The following is a 20098-nucleotide window of genomic DNA, read 5'->3' as shown; positions in this document are numbered from 1 at the left end:
GCGAGTGCCATGCTGCGACGCCAGGCTCTGACGTTAGGTAGTTTGCTGCTGGGTGCGGTGACACTGGGCGGCTGGACGCTGTTCAGGCAGAAGGACAAGAGCCCGCTGCTGCTCTCGGCGCGGGACGATGGCGACGGCAAGCATTACGCCGTCGGTTATCGGCTGGACGGCACCCGGGTGTTTGCCACCCAGGTCGGCCAGCGTTGCCACGACATCATCAACCACCCGACGCTGCCGATTGCGCTGTTTGTCGCCCGGCGTCCGGGGACCGAGAGTTACCTGATCGACCTGCGCGACGGCACGCTGCTGCAAACCGTGGTTTCGCTGCCGAATCGGCACTTCTACGGTCACGCGGTGATTCACAAGAGCGGTGACTGGCTGTACGCCACCGAGAACGACACCTCCGATCCGGGTCGCGGATTGCTGGGTGTGTATAAGTTCGAGGGTGAGCGGCTGGTGCACAGCGGCGAGATTTCCACCCACGGTGTCGGCCCGCATCAGGTGTCGTGGATGCCCGATGGCGAAACCCTGGTGGTGGCCAACGGCGGCATTCGCACCGAGGCCGAAAGCCGGGTCGAGATGAACCTCAACGCCATGGAGCCGAGCCTGGTCCTGATGCAACGCAACGGCACCCTGCTGAGCAAGGAAACCCTCGCCCAGCAGATGAACAGCGTGCGACATCTGGGGATCGCCAGCGACGGCACCATCGTCGCCGGTCAGCAGTTCATGGGGCCGTCCCACGAGTCTTCGGAGCTGCTGGCGATCAAGCGGCCCGGCCAACCGTTCGTGGCCTTCCCGGTGCCCGAGCATCAGTTGCAGGCGATGGGGCATTACACCGCCAGCGTCGCGGTACACAGCGAGTTGCGCCTGGTCGCACTGACCGCGCCACGGGGCAATCGCTTTTTTATCTGGGACCTGGACAACGGTGAAGTGCGCCTGGATGCGCCGCTTCCCGATTGCGCGGGGGTCGGGGCGGTGGCGGATGGTTTCGTCGTGACCTCGGGTCAAGGACGATGCCGGTACTACGATTGCCGTCAGACAAACCTTGTTGCAAAACCTCTGGAGCTACCTGCCGGGCTCTGGGACAACCACCTTCACCTGATGACGTGAATAACGCCGAAAAGATCGCAGCCTTCGGCAGCTCCTACATCGGAATGCGTCCCCCCTGTAGGAGCTGCCGAAGGCTGCGATCTTTTCAGGCCAACGCCAATCGATAGCCTTACACTCTGCAACTTCTACCAGTTGGAATCACCCTCCCACTCGGAGTAATGTGCCCGCCTGTCTCGCCTGATTTTCTCCAAGGAAGTGGAAATATGCTGCGTCGCCGCATGCTGATCATGTTGGGTGTTGTTCTGCTGATCGTGCTGGTCCTGGCCGGTTACAAAGCCTTCTCCATCTACACGATGATTCAAGGCTTCTCCGCGCCGAAACCGCCGATAAGCGTCGCCGTGGCCACAGCCACCGAACAGCCGTGGCAAGCCCGCCTGCCCACCGTCGGCACGCTCAAGGCGTTGCAAGGGGTGGATCTGAGCCTGGAGACTGACGGCACCGTCACCGATGTGCAGTTCCAGTCAGGCCAGAAGGTCAAGATCGGCCAACCGCTGCTGCAACTTGACAACGTGGTGGAAACCGCCCTGCTTGAAACCGCTCAGGCCGACCTGGGGCTGGCCCAGCTCGATTACGGTCGCGGCAGCCAATTGGTGGGCAGCCAAGCGATTTCAAAAGGTGAATTCGACCGGCTCTCGGCGGTGTTGAAAAAGAGCCGGGCCACGGTCAATCAGCTCAGGGCGGCGCTGGCCAAAAAACGCATGCTCGCACCTTTCAGCGGGACCATCGGCATCCGCCAGGTAGACGTCGGCGACTATGTGGCCAGCGGCACCATGATCGCCACCCTGCAAGACCTCAGCAGCCTCTATGTGGACTTTTTCGTGCCAGAGCAATCGGTGCCGAAGATCGCCATCGGCCAACCGGTGCAGATCATTGTCTCGGCCTATCCAACGGAAAACTTCCCCGGCACCATCAGTGCAATCAACCCGAAAGTCGAAAACAGCACCCGCAACGTGCAGGTCCGCGCGACTCTGGCCAACCCAGACGGCAAGCTGTTGCCGGGCATGTTCGCCAGCCTGCAGGTGATGTTGCCCGACCCGCAGCCGCGCATCGTCGTGCCGGAAAGTGCGATCACTTACACGCTGTACGGCAACTCGCTCTACGTCGTCGCGCAGAAAAAAGCCGAAGACGGCAGCCTCGAAAAAGACGACAAGGGCCAGCCGATCCTGATCGCCGAACGGCGTTTCATTGAAACCGGCGAGCGTCGCGATGGGCTGGTGATGATTACCAAGGGCGTGCAGGACGGCGAAAAAGTGGTCACGGCCGGCCAGATCAAACTGGACAACGGCGCGCACATTGCCATCAGCGACGACAAGACTTTAGCCGAGAAGAACAGCCCGCCACGCGCGGACTGATCAAGGAACCCCCATGGCTTTTACCGACCCGTTCATCCGCCGCCCGGTGCTCGCCACCGTGGTCAGCCTGTTGATTGTGCTGCTGGGCTTTCAGGCCTGGAGCAAGCTGCCGCTGCGCCAGTATCCGCAAATGGAAAACGCCCTGATCACGGTGACCACCGCTTACCCCGGGGCCAACGCCGAAACCATTCAGGGTTACATCACTCAACCGATGCAACAGAGTCTGGCCAGCGCCGAGGGCATCGACTACATGACGTCGGTCAGTCGCCAGAACTTCTCGGTGATCTCGATCTACGCGCGCATCGGCGCCAACAGCGACCGTTTGTTCACCGAACTGCTGGCCAAGGCCAACGAGGTGAAAAACCAGTTGCCCCAGGACGCCGAAGACCCGGTGCTGAGCAAGGAAGCCGCCGACGCTTCGGCGCTGATGTACATCAGCTTCTTCAGCAAGGAGCTGAGCAACCCGCAGATTACCGACTACCTGTCGCGGGTCATCCAGCCAAAACTGGCGACCCTGCCGGGCATGGCCGAAGCCGAGATTCTCGGCAACCAGGTATTCGCCATGCGCCTGTGGCTGGACCCAGTGAAACTGGCCGGTTTCGGCCTGAGCGCCAGCGATGTGACCGACGCCGTGCGCCAGTACAACTTCCTCTCCGCCGCTGGCGAAGTGAAAGGCGAGTACGTGGTCACCAGCATCAACGCCAACACCGAGCTCAAATCCGCGGAAGCCTTCGCCGCGATTCCACTCAAGGTCGATGGTGACAGTCGCGTGCTGCTCGGCGATGTCGCCCGGGTTGAAATGGGCGCGGAAAACTACGACTCCATCAGTTCCTTTGGCGGCACCCCCTCGGTGTACATCGGCATCAAGGCCACGCCCGGCGCCAACCCGCTGGACGTGATCAAGGAAGTGCGCAAGATCATGCCGGACCTGGAAGCCCAACTGCCGCCGAACCTCAAGGGTGAAATCGCCTACGACGCCACGCTGTTCATCCAGGCCTCGATCGACGAAGTGGTGAAAACCCTGTTCGAAGCCGTGCTGATCGTGATCGTGGTGGTGTTCCTGTTCCTCGGTGCGCTGCGTTCGGTAGTGATCCCGGTGGTCACCATCCCGCTGTCGATGATCGGCGTGATGTTCTTCATGCAGATGATGGGTTACTCGATCAACCTGCTGACGCTGTTGGCGATGGTGTTGGCCATCGGCCTGGTGGTGGACGATGCCATTGTGGTGGTGGAAAACATTCACCGACACATCGAAGACGGCAAGACGCCACTGGATGCGGCCATCGAAGGCGCCCGGGAAATCGCCATGCCGGTGGTCTCGATGACCATCACCCTGGCGGCGGTCTATGCGCCGATCGGCTTCCTGACGGGGCTGACCGGGGCGCTGTTCAAGGAGTTCGCCCTGACCCTGGCCGGGGCGGTGGTGATCTCCGGCATCGTCGCCCTGACCCTGTCGCCGATGATGTGCGCCTTTTTGCTGCGCCACGACGAAAATCCCAGCGGCCTCGCCCATCGCCTGGACCTGATTTTCGAAGGCCTCAAGCGCCGTTACCAGAGCCTGCTGCACGGCACGCTCAACACCCGGCCGGTGGTGCTGGTGTTCGCGGTGATCGTGCTGTGCCTGATTCCGGTGCTGCTCAAGTTCACCAAGTCGGAACTGGCACCGGATGAGGACCAGGGCATCATCTTCATGCTGGCCAACGCCCCGCAACCGACCAACCTCGACTACCTGAGCGCCTACACCGACGAGTTCATCACCATCTTCAAGGCGTTCCCCGAGTATTACTCCTCGTTCCAGATCAATGGCTTCAACGGTGTGCAATCGGGCATCGGTGGCTTCCTGCTCAAACCGTGGAACGAACGCAGCCGAACCCAAATGGCGATCCTGCCCGAGGTTCAGGCGAAACTGGAAAGCATCCCGGGATTGCAGATTTTTGGCTTCAACCTGCCTTCCCTGCCGGGCACCGGTGAAGGGCTGCCGTTTCAGTTCGTCGTCAACACCGCCAATGAGTACGAGTCGCTGCTGCAAGTGATGGACAGGGTAAAGAAGCGGGCGATGGAGTCCGGCAAGTTCGCCTTCGTCGACCTCGACCTGGCGTTCGACAAGCCGGAAGTGGTGGTGGATATCGATCGTGCCAAGGCCGCTCAGATGGGCGTGTCGATGCAGGATCTGGGCGGAACACTGGCGACGTTGCTGGGTGAGGCGGAGATCAACCGTTTCACCATTGAAGGCCGCAGCTACAAGGTCATCGCTCAGGTCGAACGACCGTTCCGGGATAACCCTGACTGGCTGAACAACTATTACGTCAAGAATACCCAGGGCGAACTGCTGGCCCTGTCGACCTTGATTACCGTGACAGACCGCGCGCGACCACGGCAATTGAACCAGTTCCAGCAACTCAACTCGGCGATTCTTTCCGGGGTCCCGCTGGTGAGCATGGGTGAAGCCATCGATACCGTGCGCCAGATTGCCCGGGAAGAAGCGCCGGCAGGTTTCGCTGTGGACTATGCCGGCGCATCACGGCAATACGTGCAGGAAGGCAGTGCGCTGTGGGTCACTTTTGCCCTGGCACTGGCGATCATTTTCCTGGTACTGGCCGCCCAGTTCGAAAGCTTCCGCGATCCGTTGGTGATTCTGGTGACGGTGCCGCTGTCGATCTGCGGCGCATTGATCCCGTTGTTCCTGGGCTGGTCGAGCATGAACATCTATACCCAGGTCGGCCTGGTGACGCTGATCGGGCTGATCAGCAAGCACGGGATCCTGATCGTCGAGTTCGCCAACCAGTTGCGCAAGGAAAAAGGCCTGACACCGCGCGAAGCGGTGGAGGAAGCCGCCGCCATTCGTCTGCGTCCGGTGTTGATGACCACCGCCGCCATGGTGTTCGGCATGGTGCCGTTGATCATCGCCACGGGTGCGGGTGCGGTCAGCCGGTTCGACATCGGTACGGTGATCGCTACGGGGATGTCGATCGGCACGTTGTTTACGCTGTTCGTGTTGCCGTGCGTGTACACGTTGCTGGCTAAACCGGATAAACCGTAAGATCAAAAGATCGCAGCCTGCGGCAGCTCCTACATTGGAATGCGTACACCCTGTAGGAGCTGCCGCAGGCTGCGATCTTTTGATCTTGCGTCACAAAAAAGGCCTCGCATCTGCGAGGCCTTTTATTTGGGCTTCAATCTGGTCAACTCTGCGGCCTCAGTCCTTGAGAAAGTCCGAACATGAACAGCAATAAATCATGATCGGGTTGGGTGGCCACGGTTGCCTTGGCAACTCGTGGCATCGGACACCGCGCGTCCCCATGCATTGAACTGAGGACTTGCGTACGGGGCTGCTCCCAAGCCGCCACCGCCAGTGAAGCAACTGCCAAGGCTCCTACCAGGAACAGACCTCGCGCAATTTCGAGTTTCATTGCTATAAACCTTTGATAGCGCTGCCAAACGCCGTCTCATAAAAGTAGACGAGTTTCTGCCAGTCCGTCGTGCTGAACGACGAATGGCGACGCAATTGCTTCAGGTCATGGGTAGCGGCGAGACGGGCGGTCAAACGCCGCCGGCATTTCTCCAGATCGATCAGGGCAACCTCGACCTTGGCCGCCTCGCCTTCACCGGAAATCCGGACGAATACATGCTTGTCGTAGAGGCAGCCGTGCTGCCAGCGATTCTTGTGCATACGGGCCAGGTTCTCGGCCAGGTCTTTCAGCACGCGATCATGCACCGCTTCACCGTGACGCTCACGACCGCCGCCAGCGTACCAGTGTTCGATTTCCTCGAAGCCGTCCAGCGCCTTGGTCACCAGCAATGCCCGCCATTTGTGAACCGGATCGCGCTGGGCACCGCAAAAAACGATTTCTGGAACACGCACGTTAATCAGCCCCATGCCGATGAGCGCATCGTGCTCGCGCAGCACCGTCGGCCGACCCAGCGGGTGCAGCCAGCTGCGATAGATATGCCCGGTCTGACGCTTGGAATAGAGCAACTGTCCATGGCTGCTCTGAACGCGTTCCACGCCACTTTCACCGCCGCGACGGACGTTGGGTTCTTCTACCCATTCACCGCGCTGATTCCAGAAACAGTCGAAGCGGTCCTGGGAAACAACGTCCGTTTCTGCTGCACATTGCACTGCCATCCATTTACCTCTTGCGTAATACATAAACCCGCCACATGGCATAGAGCGGAATGAAGTCCAGTTGTTCCTGGATGCGGAAACCCGCCTGCTCGAATTCCTTTTCTACCGTGGCAGCCGGTAACACAAATCGATTTTGGTAACCTTCCTGCTCACGCTTTTTCTCCAGGCGCTTGCGTCTCCAGGCCTTGAAATTGCCGTCAACCCACAACGAAAGGATCACGCTGTCACGGGTGACACGCTCGAACTCACGCAAAATGGTCAGTCGATGCTCGGCTTCACCGATGTGGTGCAGCAAACGCATGCAAAAAATGCTGTCGACGGCGTTATCAGGCAAGGCAATGTCGAATGCAGATGTGTGCAAGGGTTGTACCCGTTTCACCACATCGACAGGTTGTGCTTGCAAGGCAATCTTCAGCATGGACTCGGAGTTGTCGGCTCCGATGATCACACGGTTGGATTTTTCCGCCAGCAACGGCCAGAAACGCCCGGCACCGCAGGGTAAATCGAGGACCAGACCGGGTTCCCCCACCAGCGTCAGCGCTTGTCGCGCCAACTGTTCGTCACGCCAGTGGGACAGTCGGCGGCCAAGGCCATCCTGATGTTTGCGCAGATACTCCTGGGCGTGTTGATCGTCGTACTTTTCGGAAAAATCAAGTTTGATCGGGCTGGCCATCACCAAGGACTCCTGAGCTGCTGATGACAACCACCTTAGGTAGCGGCGTGTCAGCTTTAGGTCATGCCTTCGTGAAAAAATTGTTATGTAAAACCCCGAACTATTTCAAAGTTTTACAGGGCCAAAACGATGGCCGGGGGCCACCAATGAAAAGTATCAAGCCCCGGACTGATTCAACTCCACCTGAAAACGGCAGCCATGAGGCTCCATATTCGTCAGGCTGACGCCCCACCCCTGGTTCTCGCAGATCCGCTGCACCAGCGACAACCCCAGTCCCAGGCCTTCACCGCGCTTCTCGCTGCCACGCACGAAAGGCTCGAACATGGCCTCGCGTTTCTCTTCGGGAATCCCCACACCACTGTCCTCGACCATGAAACCCGTGGTCGTCAGGGTCAAGCGGATGAACCCCCGCTCGGTGTAATGCAGCGCGTTACGCAACAGGTTGCCCATGACCGCGTGCAAAAGAGTGGCGTTGTAGCAAGTGCTGGCCGGATTGCCCGATTCAAAAATCAGCGACAGTCCCTTGGACTCGATCGGCTCGCGCCATAGATTGAGCAACCCATCGGCGACCTGGCCCAGGGTCTGCTGCGGCGCCACACCGGCGTCTTCACGTTGCGCGCGGGCCAGCATCAGGAAGGTTTGCACCAGTTCACGCATCTCCCCACAAGCGCGGGCGATTCGCTCGACCTGAGCACGCCCCCGTTGATCGATGCCGGGGTTTTCCAGCAGCAGCTCGCAGGAACTGGCCAGTACCATCAATGGCGTGCGCAGTTCGTGGCTGACGTCGCTGGTGAACAGCCGCTCCCGGGTCAACGCCTGGCGCAAGCGCCCGAGGGTGGCGTCGAAGGCCACGGCCAGCTCGCCCACTTCATCGGCGGCATAATCCGGTGCCAGAGGTGGCGCCAGTCCCAACAACTGATCGCGATGACGCACCTGACGTGCCAGGCGCACCACGGGCGCCATCACCTTGCGTGCCAACACCCAGCCGAGAAACACCGCCAGCGCCAGGCTCAGAACGAAGCCCACCAGCACCACGGCAAACAGCACCCGTTCGCGCTCTTCGAAATCGCTCTGGTCCTGCAGCAGCACGTATCGTCGGCCATCGACAATTTCGACCATCGCGTGGTACGACAGCTGCTCACGAAACACTTCGTGAAAACCCGGGTCCAGGTGCCGCAGATCCTTGGGCAAGGCGAAGTCGCCCGGCCCACCACTGAAATAGAACAGCTGGTCCGGCTCAGGGCGATGGCTCCAGTCCGAGACACTGTCCATCAACAGCAGACGTTGAAGATCGCCGCCCAGACCTGCCGAAATCAGTTTTTCTTCCACCAGGTGCACAGTCGCCACAATGCCCATGGCGAAGGCCCCTGCCACCAGTGCGCTCATCAGCGCAAAGGCGATGATGATCCGTTGAGCAAGGCTCTGTTTAAACTCCATCACGGCCCTCGGCCAAGCGATAACCCACGCCGTGCACGGTTTGCAGCAGCGGCTTGGCAAACGGCTTGTCGATCACCTGGCGCAATTGATGGACGTGGCTGCGCAAGCTGTCGCTGTCCGGGCAGTCATCGCCCCACAGCGCCTCTTCGAGTATTTCCCGGCGCAGGACATGAGGACTTTTCTGCATCAACACAGCCAGCAACTTCAGGCCCACCGGGTTGAGTTTCAACAGGCGACCTTCGCGGGTGACTTCCAGGGTATCGAGGTCGTAGATCAGATCACCGACCTGCAGGGTACGGCGACCGCCACCCTGGGCCCGGCGCATGACCGCCTCGATCCGCGCAGCCAGTTCCGACAGGGCGAAGGGTTTGATCAGGTAGTCATCGGCGCCGGACTTGAAGCCTTGCAAGCGATCATCCAACTGATCGCGAGCGGTGAGCATGATCACCGGCGTGTCTCGACGGGCGTCTTCACGCAGGCGTTTGCACAGGGTGTAGCCATCGATGCCGGGCAACATGATGTCGAGCACGATCAAGTCGTAATGCTCGGTGGCGGCCAGGTGCAAGCCTGACAAACCGTCCTGTGCGCAATCGACGGTGTAGCCTTTGAGCCCCAGGTAATCGGCCAGATTGGCCAGGATATCGCGGTTGTCTTCAACCAGTAGAATTCGCATGGGCACCTTCTCCGTACACAGTAACGGCCGTCTCGGCCCGCGCAGCTTAAGGCCAAGTGTGGCTCAGGGCTAGGACTGTGTGCAGTTGTCAATCCAACCGGTAACCCCGCTCAGGCCTTAACGACTTTTTCACTATCGGTTCACACCTTGACGACAGGATCAGGCCCAAACTCCGCGCGGCTGCGCTCTTCAGAACATTTAACCGACCAAGGAACTGCCATGGTTTCGACCACTGTCCGCCCCGCTTCCCGCCCTCTCAATTTCTGGGTGTGCCTGGGTGTTCCCGCTGTTGCGGCGATCATTCTGGTGCTGCTCGAACTGACGTCCCTGGACATGGACCTTGCCAGGCTGTTCTATGATCCGGTCGCGGGGGATTTCATCGGGCGGCACAGCTATGTCCTCGAAGACATCCTGCATGACCGTGCCAAGCAGGTGGTCATCGCCTTTTCGGTGTTTTCCATCCTTGGTTTTATCGGCTCCTTTTTCATGGACCGGCTCAAACCGTTTAAACGGGAATTGGGCTGTCTGGTGTTGTCCCTGGGGCTGGCCACTTCCTTTGTCACGCCCGTCAAAGCGGTGACGGCGGTTCAATGCCCATGGAGCCTTGAGCAATTCGGTGGTCACGAGACCTACAGCGAACTGCTCAGCCCGCGCCCGCCCACCGACAAACCCGGCCGTTGCTGGCCTGGCGGTCATGCCGCCACCGGCTTCACGCTGTTTGCGCTGTTCTTTGTGCTGCGCGACCGTCGGCCGCGTCTGGCGCGCAAGGCGTTTGTCTTTGCTTTCGCCCTGGGCACGGTGTTTTCCGTGAGCCGGATGATGCAGGGGGCGCACTTCTTTTCGCACAACGTGTGGACGGCGATTTTTTGCTGGCTGATTTGTTTGGGGGCGTATTACTACATTTTGTATCGGCCGGCGGTGAAGGCTGGTCGAGTAATCAAGGCGCAAGCGATTAACGTCTAAAACAAGATCAAAAGATCGCAGGCTGCGCCAGCTCCTACAGGGTGTACGCCATGCCAATGTAGGAGCCTGCGATCTTTTGACTTTGATCTTTAATAAAGGCAATAAAAAACCCCGCCTGCTTATCGCAGGCGGGGTTTTATGTACGGGGTAAGGCTGGCTTACATCATGCCGCCCATGCCGCCCATACCGCCCATGTCTGGCATGCCGCCGCCAGCTGGACCGTCTTCCTTGATCTCGGCGATCATGGCTTCGGTGGTGATCATCAGGCTGGCAATCGACGAAGCCGCTTGCAGAGCCGAACGAGTCACTTTAGCCGGGTCCAGGATACCCATTTCGATCATGTCGCCGTATTCGCCGGTAGCAGCGTTGTAACCGTAGTTACCCGAACCCTGCTTGACCTTGTCGACTACAACGCTTGGCTCGTCGCCGGAGTTGGCAACGATCTGGCGCAGTGGCGCTTCAACAGCGCGACGCAGCAACTGGATGCCAACGTTCTGGTCATCGTTGTCGCCTTTCAGCTCGGAGATAGCCTGCAGAGCGCGAACCAGTGCCACGCCGCCGCCAGGTACCACGCCTTCTTCAACGGCTGCACGGGTTGCGTGCAGGGCGTCTTCAACGCGGGCTTTCTTCTCTTTCATTTCAACTTCGGAACCAGCGCCAACCTTGATCACTGCAACGCCGCCGGACAGCTTGGCCAGACGCTCTTGCAGTTTTTCACGGTCGTAGTCGGACGAAGTGTCGGCCACTTGCTGACGGATCTGCAGAACGCGAGCCTGGATGTCAGCCTCAACGCCGGCACCGTCGATCACGGTGGTGTTTTCTTTGGACAGGATCACGCGCTTGGCATTACCCAGGTGTTCCAGGGTAGTGCTTTCCAGGCTCAGGCCGATCTCTTCGGAGATGACGGTACCGCCAGTCAGAACAGCGATGTCCTGCAGCATGGCCTTGCGACGGTCGCCGAAGCCTGGAGCCTTGACGGCTGCGACTTTGACGATGCCACGCATGTTGTTCACAACCAGAGTCGCCAGGGCTTCGCCTTCAACGTCTTCGGCCACGATCAGCAGTGGACGGCCGGCTTTGGCAACGGCTTCCAGGACTGGCAGCATTTCGCGGATGTTCGAGATCTTTTTGTCGACCAGCAGGATCAGCGGACCGTCCAGCTCGGCAGTCATGGTCTCTGGCTTGTTGACGAAGTACGGGGACAGGTAGCCACGGTCGAACTGCATGCCTTCAACAACCGACAGTTCGTTTTCCAGGCCCGAGCCTTCTTCAACGGTGATCACGCCTTCTTTACCGACTTTTTCCATGGCTTCGGCAATGATGTCGCCGATGGAGCTGTCGGAGTTGGCCGAGATGGTGCCGACCTGAGCGATGGCCTTGGTGTCAGCGCAAGGCTTGGACAGGGCTTTGAGCTCTTTGACGATCGCGATGGTCGCTTTGTCGATACCGCGCTTCAGGTCCATCGGGTTCATGCCGGCAGCGACGGCTTTCAGGCCTTCGTTGACGATCGATTGAGCCAGAACGGTAGCGGTGGTGGTGCCGTCGCCTGCGTCATCGTTGGCACGGGAGGCAACGTCTTTGACCAGCTGCGCGCCCATGTTTTCGAAGCGATCTTTCAGCTCGATTTCTTTGGCAACGGATACGCCGTCCTTGGTGATGGTCGGAGCGCCGAAGCTCTTCTCGATGATCACGTTACGGCCTTTAGGGCCCAGGGTCGCTTTTACTGCGTCAGCCAGGACGTTCACACCGGCGAGCATTTTCTTGCGGGCGGAATCGCCGAATTTAACTTCTTTAGCAGCCATGATCGATATTCCTTAAATACTTTGTAGTAGCGGGAAAATGAGCGGGGAATCAGCCTTCGATAACAGCGAGGATTTCGCTCTCGCCAATTACCAGCAGGTCTTCGCCGTCGACTTTCACTGTGTTGCTGCCGGAGTAAGGGCCGAACACAACCTTGTCACCCACTTTCACGGCCAGCGCACGCACTTCACCGTTGTCCAGTGCTTTGCCTGGGCCTACGGCGAGGACTTCACCCTGGTTTGGCTTTTCAGCAGCCGAACCTGGCAGGACGATACCGCCAGCGGTTTTCTTTTCTTCTTCGCTGCGACGGACGACGACGCGGTCATGCAAAGGACGAAGCTTCATTGTCGATCTCTCCTAATTGTGGTTTTCATCGGCCGGTGTATTCCCGGCGGGTTTAACAAATCCGGCGGTGCCGGGTGCGGCTCGACAAGCGAGACGCGGAAGTCTGTCTGGCGTGATCGCCAGAAACCTTGCGGTGACCGTTACATAAGGGCGCATAAGCTTATTACAAGGGCGGGGATCGAAATTTTTTACGTCGATGCCCCGAAAACGAACACGGCACCCGAAGGTGCCGTGCAGGTGAAACGGTTTACTTGGAATCCCGGTGCTCGAACTCGCCTTCGATCACGTTCGGCTCGCGGCCCAGCGGCTCGCGTGGAGCAGGACCGCCACGTGGCTGAAGGTCGTCGGCGAATGCACGCTGACGGATCGCCTGCTCTTCGGCACGCTGGCGCATTTTATTGGCCAGCAGTCGACGGGAGATCGGCAGCAGCATGATCAAACCCAGCACATCAGTAACGAAGCCCGGCAGGATCAACAGACCGCCTGCCAGCGCCAGCATCAGCCCTTCGAGCATGGTCTGGGCCGGCAGCTCACCGCGGTTCAGGGCTTCACGAGCACGCAGCGCTGTTGCCAGACCGGCGATACGCAGCACGAACACACCGAGCATCGAGCCGAGAATGACCAGCAACAGAGCCGGGAAAAACCCGATCGCCCCGCTTACCTTGACGAATACGAACAGCTCCAACACCGGAAACAGTACAAAGAGCAATAAAAAAGGGCGCATCAAATGGTTCCTCAACGCAAGAATGCCTTGCCAGTCTTCCCTAGATGACGTCGCCGTTTCGTGAATTCAAGCGTCGGCCACTTCATTTTTTGGCCAATGCTCGGCGTGAGCCAGGAAAACCAAGGCTTCCCGCACTTGTGTCGGCGTATTACACGGGGCTTGAAACGGCAGCCAGTAGAGCCCCTGACCGATGCGCAAGTGCATGCCTTCGGTGTCGATGCCGACCAGTTGCGCCGGTTCGGTTTTCGGCAAGCCTGCCAGCTCGACGTAGTGGGCGATGGCTTTGGCGTGATCGGCATTCATGTGCTCGACCATGCTCACCTCGGCTTTGCCGGCGAACGGGTTGGCCAGGGTCAACTGATCGACCCAGTGAATCGCGCCGAAGCCGCCGATGTAACGATGCCGCACCGGTTTGAGCACCCAGAAATCGAAATCATGGGCCTTGTGGTAGCTCTGCGAATCCGGGAAATAGCGGTAGTAACGCTCGGCCGCCGTTTCGATGGCAGCCTCATCCTCGAGCTTTTCGGCTTCGGCGAGGTAGGTCAGGCGACCAACGGCTTGCACGTCTTCGGCCTCGCGCTCACCCACGAACAGTGAGCATTTCGGATCTTTTTGCAGGTTATGAGTGTGCTGGGCGATGCGGCTGATCAGGATCAGCGGACGGCCCTGCCCGTCCAGGCAGTACGGAACCACGGAGCCAAACGGGAAACCGGGCATCGCCTTGGAGTGAGTCGAGAGCACTCCACGGTATTCCTTGAGAAGCAATTCTCGGGCATTCTTGGCCGCTTCAACGCTCAATTTATGACTCCTTATATAGAATCCGTCGAAAAAACGGGCAGGCGCCTGGGGATAAGTTCCAGCCACGCCATCGGGGCAGTTCTCATGTGCAACCAGGCCACATCAGGTGCAGATCGAGAGGCCCTCTACAAGGAAACCACTCTGACCTGCTATTGGGGCATGCGAATGCAACTCACTGACAAAGTAATCATTATCACTGGCGGTTGCCAGGGTTTAGGCCGTTCCATGGCCGAGTATTTCGCAGGTAAAGGCGCGAAGCTGGCGCTGGTGGACCTGAACCAGGAAAAGCTCGACGACACCGTCGCCGCTTGCAAGGCCAAGGGTGTCGAGGCCCGCGCCTACCTGTGCAACGTCGCCAATGAAGAGCAAGTGACGCACATGGTCGCCCAGGTAGCCGAAGACTTTGGTGCGATCCATGGCCTGATCAACAACGCCGGGATCCTGCGCGACGGTCTGTTGCTCAAGGTCAAGGACGGCGAAATGACCAAGATGAGTCTGGCCCAGTGGCAGGCGGTCATCGACGTCAACCTGACCGGCGTGTTCCTGTGCACCCGTGAAGTCGCGGCGAAAATGGTCGAGCTGAAAAACAGTGGCGCGATCATCAATATCTCGTCGATCTCCCGTGCCGGCAACGTCGGCCAGACCAACTACTCCGCCGCCAAGGCCGGTGTCGCTGCCGCAACCGTGACCTGGGCCAAGGAACTGGCGCGCTACGGCATTCGTGTGGCGGGCATTGCGCCGGGCTTCATCGAAACCGAAATGACCCTGGGCATGAAGCCTGAGGCGCTGGAGAAGATGACGTCCGGGATCCCGCTCAAGCGCATGGGCAAGCCTGAAGAGATCGCCCATTCGGCGGCGTATATTTTCGAGAACGACTACTACACCGGCCGGATTCTGGAAATGGATGGCGGGTTGCGCATTTAAAGCAAGATCAAGAGATCGCAGCCTCGTTTCACTCGACAGCTCCTACAGGGAATGCAAAACCCATGTAGGAGCTGTCGAGTGAAACGAGGCTGCGATCTTTTAACAGGCGCCGCAATTAATCGTCGCTGATGGTGATGTTCGGCATCGCCGGCGTCGCCGCTTCCTGCAACACAATCCGCGCGCCGACATGGCGGGCCAGTTCCTGATAAACCATCGCAATCGGGCTGTCCGGCTCGGCAATCACCGTTGGCTTGCCGCCATCGGCCTGCTCGCGAATGGCCATCGCCAGCGGCAACGAAGCCAGCAGTTCGACGCCGTACTGGTTGGCCAGCTTCACCCCACCGCCCTCACCGAACAGATGCTCGGCATGCCCGCAGTTGGAGCAGATGTGCACGGCCATGTTTTCCACCACGCCCAACACCGGGATGTTGACCTTGCGGAACATCTCCACGCCCTTGCGCGCGTCCAGCAGTGCCAGGTCCTGCGGGGTCGTGACGATCACCGCACCGGCCACCGGGACTTTCTGCGCCAGGGTCAGCTGGATGTCGCCGGTGCCGGGCGGCATGTCGATGACCAGGTAATCCAGGTCGCCCCACGCCGTTTGCGTGACCAGTTGCAACAGCGCACCGGAGACCATCGGCCCGCGCCAGACCATCGGCGTGTTGTCGTCGGTCAAAAACGCCATGGACATCACTTCGACGCCATGGGATTCGATCGGCACGAACCATTTCTGATCCTTGACCTTTGGTCGGATGCCTTCAGGGATGCCAAACATGATGCCCTGACTCGGGCCATAGATGTCCGCGTCGAGGATCCCGACCTTGGCGCCTTCGCGGGCCAGTGCCAGGGCCAGGTTGGCGGCGGTGGTGGATTTACCCACGCCGCCCTTGCCGGAAGCCACGGCCACCACGTTTTTCACGTTCGCCAGCCCCGGAATCTGCGCCTGGGCCTTGTGCGCGACGATCACGCTGGTGATGTCGACGCGGGCGCTGGTCACGCCGTCGAGGCCTTCGATGGCCATTTGCAGCATCTGTGCCCAGCCACTTTTGAACAGGCCGGCAGCGTAGCCCAGTTCGATCTGGACGCTGACACGATCACCCTGGATGTCGATGTTGCGCACGCACCCGGCGCTGACCGGATCCTGGTTCAGGTAAGGGTCGGTGTATTGGCGAAGGACGGCTTCCACCGCTGCGCGATTGACGGCGCTCATGGGCAACTCCGATAGCAAGACTGGAAAATCAGGCGGGTATCGTAACCGTTCCGCGCCCAAGTCGGCATGCCTGAAGATCATTTGTTGCAAACGCATTCCTGTGGCGGGAGAGCTTGCCTGTGGCGAGGGGGCTTGCCCCCGTTGGGTCGCGCAGCGGCCCTCAAAACCAGCGCATGCAACATGACAGACACACCGCATTCACCGGTTTTACGACTGCTGCGCAGCCGAACGGGGGCAAGCCCCCTCGCCACAACAGCTGTTTTGTAACAACAAACCCTCAGGCCACAGGGGTGAAAAATATGCGCCAGCGCTTTATAGTGGCCGACCTCCGTTTCATCAAGTAGCCGAGCCCCATGTCCGAGCCACGCAAGATCCTCGTCACCAGCGCCCTGCCCTATGCCAATGGTTCGATCCATCTTGGCCATATGCTGGAATATATCCAGACTGACATGTGGGTGCGCTTCCAAAAGCACCGCGGCAATCAATGCATTTATGTCTGCGCCGACGACGCCCACGGTTCGGCCATCATGCTGCGCGCAGAAAAGGAAGGCATCACCCCGGAACAACTGATCGCCAACGTCCAGGCTGAACACAGCGCCGACTTTGCCGAGTTCCTGGTGGACTTCGACAACTACCACTCCACTCACGCCGAAGAAAACCGTAAGCTGTCGAGCCAGATTTACCTGAAGCTACGCGACGCCGGGCACATCGCCACGCGTTCGATCACTCAGTACTTCGACCCGGAAAAGAAAATGTTCCTGGCCGACCGCTTCATCAAGGGTACCTGCCCGAAATGCGGCACCGAAGACCAGTACGGCGACAACTGCGAAAAATGCGGTGCGACCTACGCCCCGACCGACCTGAAGGATCCGAAGTCGGCGATCTCTGGCGCCACCCCGGTGCTCAAGGATTCCCAGCACTTCTTCTTCAAGCTGCCGGACTTCCAGGAAATGCTGCAAGCCTGGACTCGCAGTGGCACGTTGCAAGACGCCGTCGCCAACAAGATCGCCGAATGGCTGGATGCCGGCCTGCAACAGTGGGACATCTCCCGCGATGCGCCGTACTTCGGTTTCGAGATCCCGGGCGAGCCGGGCAAGTACTTCTACGTGTGGCTGGACGCGCCGATCGGCTACATGGCCAGCTTCAAGAACCTCTGCAACCGTACGCCGGAGCTGGACTTCGACGCGTTCTGGAACAAAGACTCCACTGCCGAGCTGTACCACTTCATCGGCAAGGACATCGTCAACTTCCACGCCCTGTTCTGGCCGGCCATGCTCGAAGGCGCCGGTTTGCGTAAACCGACCGGCATCAACGTACACGGCTACCTGACGGTCAACGGCCAGAAAATGTCCAAGTCCCGCGGCACCTTCATCAAGGCCCGGACCTACCTGGATCACCTGTCGCCGGAATACCTGCGCTACTACTACGCGGCCAAGCTGGGCCGTGGCGTCGATGACCTGGACCTGAACCTCGAAGACTTCGTGCAGAAGGTCAACTCGGACCTGGTCGGCAAAGTCGTCAACATCGCCAGTCGTTGCGCCGGCTTCATCCACAAAGGCAACGCCGGTGTCCTGGTGGCGGGCAATGCCGCACCGGAACTGACCGACGCTTTCCTCGCTGCGGCGCCAAGCATCGCCGAAGCCTATGAGGCTCGCGACTTCGCCCGCGCCATGCGCGAGATTATGGGCCTGGCCGACCGTGCCAACGCCTGGATCGCCGACAAGGCACCGTGGTCACTGAACAAACAGGAAGGCAAGCAGGACGAAGTCCAGGCCATCTGCGCTTTGGGCGTCAACCTGTTCCGTCAACTGGTGATCTTCCTCAAGCCGGTCCTGCCGCTGCTGGCCGCCGATGCCGAAGCGTTCCTGAACGTCGCGCCGCTGACCTGGAACGACCACGCGACCTTGCTCAGCAACCATCAGTTGAACGAGTTCAAACCGTTGATGACCCGTATCGACCCGGTAAAAGTGCAGGCCATGACCGACGCCTCGAAAGAAGACCTGACCGCCAGCCAGACTGACACCGGTGACGCTGCACCTGCCGGTAACGGCGAACTGGCCAAGGATCCGCTGTCGCCGGAAATCGAGTTCGATGCGTTTGCCGCGGTTGACCTGCGCGTCGCGCTGATCCTCAAGGCCGAAGCCGTGGAAGGCGCCGACAAGCTGCTGCGCCTGACCCTGGACATCGGCGACGAGCAACGCAACGTGCTCTCCGGGATCAAAAGCGCCTACCCGGACCCGTCCAAGCTCGAAGGTCGCCTGACCATGATGATCGCCAACCTCAAGCCCCGCAAAATGAAGTTCGGGATCTCTGAAGGCATGGTGATGGCTGCCGGCCCTGGCGGTGAAGAAATCTACCTGCTCAGCCCCGACAGCGGTGCCAAGCCAGGTCAGCGCATCAAGTAAGGCTCTGCGGTAAATCGATCCCACAGTCGTGCCAGCCATGACTGTGGGATTTTCATATCTGGCCCACCCTCCTTCCTTGCCGGATAATGCCTAACCTTCAGGTAGACAGGCCTTTTCTTGCCGGCACGATCATGACCGAGATTCTTCTTACGCTTATCAGCACTGCCCTGATCAACAACTTCGTGTTGCACTGGCCGCTGGGCGTCGATCCGCTGCTGGGCACCGAACGGCGTCAGGTCCACGCACTGGGCATGGCGACAACTTGCCTGATGCTGATCGTCGGCGTGCTCGGCTACGCGCTCTACCACTGGTTGCTGGTGCCGCTGGAACTGACCTCGCTGCGTCTGTTCGTGTTCCTGCCGCTGAGCGTTTTGTTGATCGGACCGCTGTTGAAGCTGCTTTCACGGTTGTTTGCGAAGCTTTCGTTCGAGGGGCTCTGGCCGCTGCTGCTGGGAAATGCTGGCGTGCTCGGTTTGGCGCTGCTCAACGCCCAGAACGGCAAAGGATTTTTCCACGCCACGGCCCTGAGTATCGGTGCTGGGCTGGGTTTCTGGCTGGTGCTGAGGCTGTTCAGCGATTTGCGCCAGCGCACACTCGATAACGATGTTCCCCTGCCCTTTCGCGGCCTTCCGATCGACCTGATCGGCGCCGGACTGATCGCAGTGGCTTTTCTCGGATTCAGCGGACTGATCAAAACATGAGTCTGATTCAACGCATCGACGCCCTCTTGCCGCAGACCCAATGCGGCAAATGTGGCCACCCCGGATGCAAGCCGTACGCCGAAGGTATTGCCAGTGGCGAGCCGATCAACAAGTGCCCGCCCGGCGGCAGCGAAACCATTGCGGCCCTGGCCGACTTGCTGAAAGTACCGGTGCTGGAACTGGACGTCAGTCGCGGTTCGGCCCCGGCGCAGATCGCCTACATCCGAGAGGCCGAATGCATCGGTTGCACCAAATGCATTCAGGCGTGCCCGGTAGACGCCATCGTCGGCGCGGCCAAATTGATGCACACGGTGATCATCGACGAATGCACCGGTTGTGATCTGTGCGTGGCGCCCTGCCCGGTGGATTGCATCGAGATGCGACCGCTGCCGCTGGCCACGGTGCTGCCGATAGTCGGAGGCCTGGCGTTCAGCCTTGAGGAACAACAGGCTCGCACCGCCAAACGCAATCACGCACGGCGCCGTTTTGAACAACGCAACACCCGCCTGCAGCGTGAAGAACAACAGAAACTCGCTGAGCGCCAGGCCCGGGCACATCGCGCCGTGCAGCAGCACAGTGACGTGGCGCTCGACCCGGTGCAGGCCGCCCTTGAACGCGTCCGCGCGCAGAAGGCCGCCAATGCCGATGTGGCATTGAAAAAAGCCAAGATCGATCTGGCGATGAGCCGGGCGCAACTGAACAAGTCGCTCAAGGCATTCGGGCATCCGCCGACCTTCGAGCAGCAATCGCAATTGATCGTGCTGCAACAGCAATTCGAAGCGGCCGAACAAGCCTTGGCGCAGTTGGAAAACAGCGCACCATCCGCTCCGGCCCCCGTTGCACCGGCGAAGGACGCC

17 protein-coding genes and 1 pseudogene are annotated in these 20098 nt (G+C 59.8%); 8 read left to right on the top strand and 10 right to left on the bottom strand.

Annotation, left to right across the window (positions count from 1 at the left end; all coding sequences use genetic code 11):
• Window positions 1-9: 9 nt before the first annotated feature.
• The 3 genes from ACYZUD_RS29975 (at window position 10) to ACYZUD_RS29965 (ending at window position 5502) form a co-directional block, all read left to right on the top strand.
• Complete coding sequence (locus ACYZUD_RS29975) at window positions 10-1110, top strand: DUF1513 domain-containing protein (RefSeq protein WP_462021430.1); 1101 nt, start codon at window positions 10-12, stop codon at window positions 1108-1110.
• A 203-nt stretch (window positions 1111-1313) separates the two neighbouring features.
• The gene (locus tag ACYZUD_RS29970; protein ID WP_462021429.1) at window positions 1314-2462 is read left to right on the top strand and encodes an efflux RND transporter periplasmic adaptor subunit; all 1149 of its coding nucleotides are present in this window, start codon (window positions 1314-1316) and stop codon (window positions 2460-2462) included.
• A gap of 13 nt (window positions 2463-2475) precedes the next feature.
• The gene (locus ACYZUD_RS29965) at window positions 2476-5502 is read left to right on the top strand and encodes a multidrug efflux RND transporter permease subunit (protein WP_462021428.1); all 3027 of its coding nucleotides are present in this window, start codon (window positions 2476-2478) and stop codon (window positions 5500-5502) included.
• Between the two features lie 142 nt (window positions 5503-5644).
• On the opposite strand, the gene ACYZUD_RS29960 is transcribed toward ACYZUD_RS29965, so the two are convergent.
• The 5 genes from ACYZUD_RS29960 to colR form a co-directional block, all read right to left on the bottom strand.
• On the bottom strand, window positions 5645-5872 hold the full coding sequence (locus ACYZUD_RS29960; RefSeq protein ID WP_462021427.1) for a hypothetical protein: 228 nt from the start codon (window positions 5870-5872) through the stop codon (window positions 5645-5647).
• A gap of 2 nt (window positions 5873-5874) precedes the next feature.
• On the bottom strand, window positions 5875-6588 hold the full coding sequence (locus ACYZUD_RS29955; RefSeq protein WP_462021426.1) for a lipopolysaccharide kinase InaA family protein: 714 nt from the start codon (window positions 6586-6588) through the stop codon (window positions 5875-5877).
• Window positions 6589-6592: 4 nt separating this feature from the next.
• Window positions 6593-7261 carry a class I SAM-dependent methyltransferase gene (locus tag ACYZUD_RS29950; RefSeq protein WP_462021425.1) on the bottom strand — a complete coding sequence of 223 codons (669 nt, stop codon included), beginning with the start codon at window positions 7259-7261 and terminating at the stop codon, window positions 6593-6595.
• 156 nt (window positions 7262-7417) lie between these two features.
• Entirely contained in the window at window positions 7418-8698 is a 1281-nt protein-coding gene (locus tag ACYZUD_RS29945) for a sensor histidine kinase (protein ID WP_462021424.1), read from the bottom strand.
• Window positions 8688-9371: a two-component system response regulator ColR gene (gene colR / locus ACYZUD_RS29940; protein WP_095132512.1), complete on the bottom strand. Its 684-nt coding sequence runs from the start codon at window positions 9369-9371 to the stop codon at window positions 8688-8690. The genes ACYZUD_RS29945 and colR overlap by 11 nt, the downstream gene beginning before the upstream one ends.
• 219 nt (window positions 9372-9590) lie before the next feature.
• Here colR and ACYZUD_RS29935 point away from each other — a divergent pair, with 219 nt between their 5' ends.
• A complete protein-coding gene (locus ACYZUD_RS29935) occupies window positions 9591-10334 on the top strand; it encodes a phosphatase PAP2 family protein (RefSeq protein WP_462021423.1) in 744 nt (247 codons plus the stop codon).
• A 158-nt stretch (window positions 10335-10492) separates the two neighbouring features.
• On the opposite strand, the gene groL is transcribed toward ACYZUD_RS29935, so the two are convergent.
• The 4 genes from groL to ACYZUD_RS29915 form a co-directional block, all read right to left on the bottom strand.
• Window positions 10493-12136 carry a chaperonin GroEL gene (groL, locus tag ACYZUD_RS29930; protein WP_008155543.1) on the bottom strand — a complete coding sequence of 548 codons (1644 nt, stop codon included), beginning with the start codon at window positions 12134-12136 and terminating at the stop codon, window positions 10493-10495.
• Window positions 12137-12185: 49 nt separating this feature from the next.
• Window positions 12186-12479, bottom strand: coding sequence for a co-chaperone GroES (locus ACYZUD_RS29925; RefSeq protein ID WP_007898444.1), 294 nt, complete (start codon window positions 12477-12479; stop codon window positions 12186-12188).
• A gap of 247 nt (window positions 12480-12726) precedes the next feature.
• Window positions 12727-13203: an FxsA family protein gene (locus ACYZUD_RS29920; protein WP_462021422.1), complete on the bottom strand. Its 477-nt coding sequence runs from the start codon at window positions 13201-13203 to the stop codon at window positions 12727-12729.
• Window positions 13204-13269: 66 nt separating this feature from the next.
• Complete coding sequence (locus ACYZUD_RS29915) at window positions 13270-14001, bottom strand: HugZ family pyridoxamine 5'-phosphate oxidase (protein WP_462021421.1); 732 nt, start codon at window positions 13999-14001, stop codon at window positions 13270-13272.
• Window positions 14002-14166: 165 nt separating this feature from the next.
• Between ACYZUD_RS29915 and ACYZUD_RS29910 the strand changes: the two genes are divergently transcribed.
• The gene (locus ACYZUD_RS29910; protein WP_462021420.1) at window positions 14167-14925 is read left to right on the top strand and encodes an SDR family oxidoreductase; all 759 of its coding nucleotides are present in this window, start codon (window positions 14167-14169) and stop codon (window positions 14923-14925) included.
• Window positions 14926-15040: 115 nt separating this feature from the next.
• On the opposite strand, the gene apbC is transcribed toward ACYZUD_RS29910, so the two are convergent.
• Window positions 15041-16135: an iron-sulfur cluster carrier protein ApbC gene (apbC, locus tag ACYZUD_RS29905; protein WP_462021419.1), complete on the bottom strand. Its 1095-nt coding sequence runs from the start codon at window positions 16133-16135 to the stop codon at window positions 15041-15043.
• A 353-nt stretch (window positions 16136-16488) separates the two neighbouring features.
• On the opposite strand from apbC, the gene metG reads away from it, so the two are divergent.
• The 3 genes and pseudogenes from metG to rsxB form a co-directional block, all read left to right on the top strand.
• Entirely contained in the window at window positions 16489-18540 is a 2052-nt protein-coding gene (gene metG / locus ACYZUD_RS29900; protein ID WP_462021418.1) for a methionine--tRNA ligase, read from the top strand.
• 131 nt (window positions 18541-18671) lie between these two features.
• Entirely contained in the window at window positions 18672-19241 is a 570-nt protein-coding gene (locus tag ACYZUD_RS29895; protein ID WP_462021417.1) for an electron transport complex protein RnfA, read from the top strand.
• Window positions 19242-19258: 17 nt separating this feature from the next.
• Window positions 19259-19633: pseudogene (gene rsxB / locus ACYZUD_RS29890) on the top strand (electron transport complex subunit RsxB); the annotation flags it as partial.
• Window positions 19634-20098: the final 465 nt, after the last annotated feature.

It is taken from the genome of Pseudomonas sp. XS1P51 (genome assembly GCF_054897845.1).
This window is presented reverse-complemented; position numbering and strand designations above follow the sequence as displayed.

Bases quoted from the DNA above. Each gene is read 5' to 3' on its own strand.
- ACYZUD_RS29935 (WP_462021423.1), top strand. From the start codon at position 9,591: ATGGTTTCGACCACTGTCCGCCCCGCTTCCCGCCCTCTCAATTTCTGG.
- apbC (WP_462021419.1), bottom strand. From the start codon at position 16,135: ATGAGCGCCGTCAATCGCGCAGCGGTGGAAGCCGTCCTTCGCCAATAC.
- groL (WP_008155543.1), bottom strand. From the start codon at position 12,136: ATGGCTGCTAAAGAAGTTAAATTCGGCGATTCCGCCCGCAAGAAAATG.
- ACYZUD_RS29970 (WP_462021429.1), top strand. From the start codon at position 1,314: ATGCTGCGTCGCCGCATGCTGATCATGTTGGGTGTTGTTCTGCTGATC.
- metG (WP_462021418.1), top strand. From the start codon at position 16,489: ATGTCCGAGCCACGCAAGATCCTCGTCACCAGCGCCCTGCCCTATGCC.
- ACYZUD_RS29975 (WP_462021430.1), top strand. From the start codon at position 10: ATGCTGCGACGCCAGGCTCTGACGTTAGGTAGTTTGCTGCTGGGTGCG.
- colR (WP_095132512.1), bottom strand. From the start codon at position 9,371: ATGCGAATTCTACTGGTTGAAGACAACCGCGATATCCTGGCCAATCTG.
- ACYZUD_RS29925 (WP_007898444.1), bottom strand. From the start codon at position 12,479: ATGAAGCTTCGTCCTTTGCATGACCGCGTCGTCGTCCGTCGCAGCGAA.
- ACYZUD_RS29955 (WP_462021426.1), bottom strand. From the start codon at position 6,588: ATGGCAGTGCAATGTGCAGCAGAAACGGACGTTGTTTCCCAGGACCGC.
- ACYZUD_RS29920 (WP_462021422.1), bottom strand. From the start codon at position 13,203: ATGCGCCCTTTTTTATTGCTCTTTGTACTGTTTCCGGTGTTGGAGCTG.
- ACYZUD_RS29950 (WP_462021425.1), bottom strand. From the start codon at position 7,261: ATGGCCAGCCCGATCAAACTTGATTTTTCCGAAAAGTACGACGATCAA.
- ACYZUD_RS29945 (WP_462021424.1), bottom strand. From the start codon at position 8,698: ATGGAGTTTAAACAGAGCCTTGCTCAACGGATCATCATCGCCTTTGCG.
- ACYZUD_RS29965 (WP_462021428.1), top strand. From the start codon at position 2,476: ATGGCTTTTACCGACCCGTTCATCCGCCGCCCGGTGCTCGCCACCGTG.
- ACYZUD_RS29895 (WP_462021417.1), top strand. From the start codon at position 18,672: ATGACCGAGATTCTTCTTACGCTTATCAGCACTGCCCTGATCAACAAC.
- ACYZUD_RS29910 (WP_462021420.1), top strand. From the start codon at position 14,167: ATGCAACTCACTGACAAAGTAATCATTATCACTGGCGGTTGCCAGGGT.
- ACYZUD_RS29960 (WP_462021427.1), bottom strand. From the start codon at position 5,872: ATGAAACTCGAAATTGCGCGAGGTCTGTTCCTGGTAGGAGCCTTGGCA.